4 protein-coding genes are annotated in these 3465 nt (G+C 53.6%); all 4 read right to left on the reverse strand.

Annotated elements, in window-relative coordinates:
• Positions 1-1308: nickel-dependent lactate racemase (larA, locus tag JRI89_17125; GenBank protein MBW2072953.1), on the reverse strand; the 1308-nt coding region annotated here is incomplete at its 3' end.
• A gap of 45 nt (positions 1309-1353) precedes the next feature.
• Positions 1354-2460, reverse strand: a complete 1107-nt coding sequence (locus JRI89_17130; protein MBW2072954.1) for a M20/M25/M40 family metallo-hydrolase — start codon at positions 2458-2460, stop codon at positions 1354-1356.
• The gene (locus JRI89_17135) at positions 2420-3016 is read right to left on the reverse strand and encodes a GNAT family N-acetyltransferase (GenBank protein MBW2072955.1); all 597 of its coding nucleotides are present in this window, start codon (positions 3014-3016) and stop codon (positions 2420-2422) included. The genes JRI89_17130 and JRI89_17135 overlap by 41 nt, the downstream gene beginning before the upstream one ends.
• 133 nt (positions 3017-3149) lie before the next feature.
• A partial coding sequence (locus tag JRI89_17140) for a response regulator (GenBank protein MBW2072956.1) occupies positions 3150-3465 on the reverse strand: 316 nt, incomplete at its 5' end.

Genomic DNA, 3465 nt, shown 5'->3' on the forward strand with positions numbered 1-3465 from the left:
GGAACGCTGGGTGATGTGCGGCAATGTCTGCAGGGCGTGGGGAACGATAAGCACTTCCAGGTCCTGCCTGTTCAACCTTTTTCTGCTGATCTGCAAGGCGTGTTCAATATCCGCTGCAGGGGTCATGTGACATTGACGCACAATGTCCGGAGTCGAAGTGCCAGCAATGATAACATCATTTTTCTCCAGGACCTTTGCCATGACAAAAGCCCGCTGCACACCCGCCTGGTAGCCGCCCTGACGCAGTTGGCCGATGAGGGATGCCATGTTCTTTGCTGCCTTCATCGTCTGCAGGAAAGCTATTTCCGCCGGTCCCTCACCAGCTCCCTCAGGGGTCAGCGCTGGGATAATGATAGCGCCACCTTGCCTCACCGCCGGTACAGGAGCAAAAAACAGATAGCTGGCCGCCCTGCTCGCCTGGTAGATATTGGCGTCTTTTGGGTAGCCAACCCCGGCCACTGCCACGTCAAACTGCTTGGACAGGGGCACTTCATAAAGATGACGCGCCACCTCCACCAGCTCCCTGTGTGTGGCTTCTGGCTCCCCGGCTCTGACAGCAATCACTTTTTTGTCGCCATTGAGCACCACGTTCACTATGAATCGCAAGCCCACCAAGCGCCCTACTTCTCGTATTACCTCCTGAAAAGTGTTGCCCTCCAGGTTGCCCAGGCGGGTTCCTGGCCGTTCAATCATGCTCGGAGCATGAGTGGCAGCAATCAATGACTTTCCAGCAGCACCAATGGCCACTGTCTTGGCGCCGCCGGAATAGCCGGCATACTGGTGCGGCTCCACTGCGCCAGAAGCCACGACCAGATCTGCCTCAACCACAGCCCTGTGTATCACTACTGGGACACCGTTCTTGCAGCAACCAAGATCCACCATCATTTCGGGATCTTCCGGCGCATTATCTACAACCCGATAGTGCGCAACAACTTCGTCGCCGAGCTTGGCCGCCTTTTCTTCTGCCGTACTCGGCCGATGCATGCCGGTACCACATAGCAAAGTGATGTCCTTCTGGCGGACACCGGCTGCCAGCAGTTCCTGCAACAATGCAGGAACTAGCAAGTTGTCTGGTGTATCCCTCGTTATATCGGTGAATACCACGCAGACAGTAGCACCCTTGTTTGCCAGCTTTCTCAGCGGTGGAGAATTCACCGGTTGGGCAAGCGCTGTCGCCACAGCCTGCTTTATGTCACTTACCGGTTCAAAGGGGCGATTTCTTACCGCACGCCCGCACATGCCTTGCGGTAGGGCAAAATCCACATGCCCCCTGTGAAAGGGCACTCTGAATAGTTTTCTGGCCATCATGACGATCCATACTTGTTTGCCGTCGCACTCAGGCAGGCATCCAGGCTACTGACACATGTGGAGAAGCAATTCCAGATATACTTCAGCTGCTGTCTGCACTTGCTGGAGGGATACAGCCTCGTCTGGAGCGTGAGCCTTTTCCAGTTCTCCTGGTCCGAGCAGTATTGGTTTCACGCCTGAGGCCCACAATTGATTTGCATCCGAATGGCTGGGAAAGGGCTGCGGCTCCCATGGTAAAGAGTTGCGCCGATAGATGTCCCTCAAGGCCTCTACCAGGGGACCTTTTTCCGGCAATTCGTAGCCCGCATGAATGGTGGGAAAACGGATGTCCGCATCGATCTGCGGTTCGCTCTCTCTTGTCCTTTCGACAATTTCTTCCAGCTCGAGGGATATGTCCTCCATCCTGGCAGTGGCCGGCAGGTGGACATCCAACCAGGCTTCACACCAGTCTGGCACTGCAAAACCTGCCTGGGTGCTGAGCAAGTCGCGAATATTATACACTGAATCAGGCAGCTTCTCCCGCATATAGTGCGACAGTTTCAGCAAAAGGTGAAGCATTGTCTCGATAGGATTCTGGCCCTGATTAGCCAGGGAGGCATGTCTCCTCTTGCCGGTGGCGCGAATCTGGATTTCCACGTATCCATAGTTGCTCAAACAGGGCTTCAGGTTTGTCGGCTCTGCCACCACAGCCCAGGGAAAGTGATAGTCTTCCACGAGACGCAAAGCCCCGTCGCCCTCCTCCTCCTCGCCTACAACCAGGGCCAAAGCCACCGGAACCTGGGTAGTTCCTGCTTTCCACAGACTCACAAAGGCCTCCACCATGGCGGCCACGCCCCCCTTCATATCGGCAGCTCCAAGTCCTTTGACCACACCATCTTCTTCCTCATATCCATAGTGTTCGAGATCATAAGCTGCCACCGTATCTACATGTCCAATGAGTGCCAGTCGCAGCCGCTTCACCGGTGGCACCACCACCAGATTGTAGCGACTGTCGTCTACTGCCTGAGGCACAACTGGCAGCCCATGCTGCTGCAGATAACCATGAAGATAATCGAGTATCTGTTCTTCTTTCCCGGAAGGGCTGTAGATATCGATGAGGTGCTGCAACAGCCTACGAAGACGTTGAGGCTCGATTGAGACGTGTCTTGCCATTGTTGGAATTGCGTCGGCGATGCTGAGACCGCCTGTCGCCTTTCTTTTCACGAAGCTGCCGCTGTTGCTGGCTGAGGTTGAGACTCATATAAATGTGTTGCTGGGGATTGCCGAAGCCCATTTTGCGAAAAAAATGAAGCGCCGGCAGATTGTCAGCTTCCGTGTCCACCAGAAGCATACGAACACCGTTTTCGAGCATTACCTCTTTGAAATATTGAAACAGCTTCTCGGCGATCCCCTGTCTGTGCAGCTCAGGGTCTATGCCCAGCCAGACAAGGTGGCCGTATTTCCAGGCAGACTGGCTCTTGCTCACCGTAGTTCCGAGAGCAAAACCCACTATCTGGCTGTTGAGTTCTGCAACCAGGCATAACTCGGGATCGCGCTGGAACAAAGTGACAACCTCGAATTCATCCCAGTTGCGATACAGATTGGGCACATCCCGTGCGGTAAATAGTTTCTCTCCCAGATGGAAGACTTCAGCCAGGTCGTCTATCTCCATCTCCCTCATACTGAGATGAGGACGCCTCCTCTTGTGATGAGAATCTTCCTCTTCCATAAACTTCTCTCACTTTGCCTAATTCAGGCAGCCAAACACTATCTTGCCTATTGACTTTGACTTTACTCAGATCTGCATAATTATTATCTTGTCTCGCTTGCGGCTCGTCAAGTCAAGTTTAACTCTACCAGGGTCAATCCCCTGTTATCGCTTGTCGCACCACCCTGAGGAGCTCTCCGATCTTGTAAGGCTTGCTGACAAAGCCGCGCGCTCCTTTTTTCATAAGATCTTCCAGAGGTTCATAGGGTGAGTAGCCGCTGGCAATGAGAACTTTTGCCCGGCTGTTTATCCTCAACAGTTCTTCCAGGCACTTCTTGCCACTCATCCCGGGCATGATCAGATCAAGAATCACCAAATCAATTTGCTTTTCTTGTCGCCTGTAGATTTGCAGAGCATCATCACCGTTTGCAGCAGCAATCACTTGGTAGCCAGCTCTGCTGAGCATCTGT

The organism is Deltaproteobacteria bacterium (assembly GCA_019309045.1).
Lineage (GTDB): Bacteria > Desulfobacterota > Syntrophobacteria > BM002 > BM002 > JAFDGZ01.

What these genes read in the sequence shown, in the direction of transcription:
- JRI89_17135 (MBW2072955.1), bottom strand. Translation starts at nt 3,016, where the DNA reads ATGGAAGAGGAAGATTCTCATCACAAGAGGAGGCGTCCTCATCTCAGT.
- JRI89_17130 (MBW2072954.1), bottom strand. Translation starts at nt 2,460, where the DNA reads ATGGCAAGACACGTCTCAATCGAGCCTCAACGTCTTCGTAGGCTGTTG.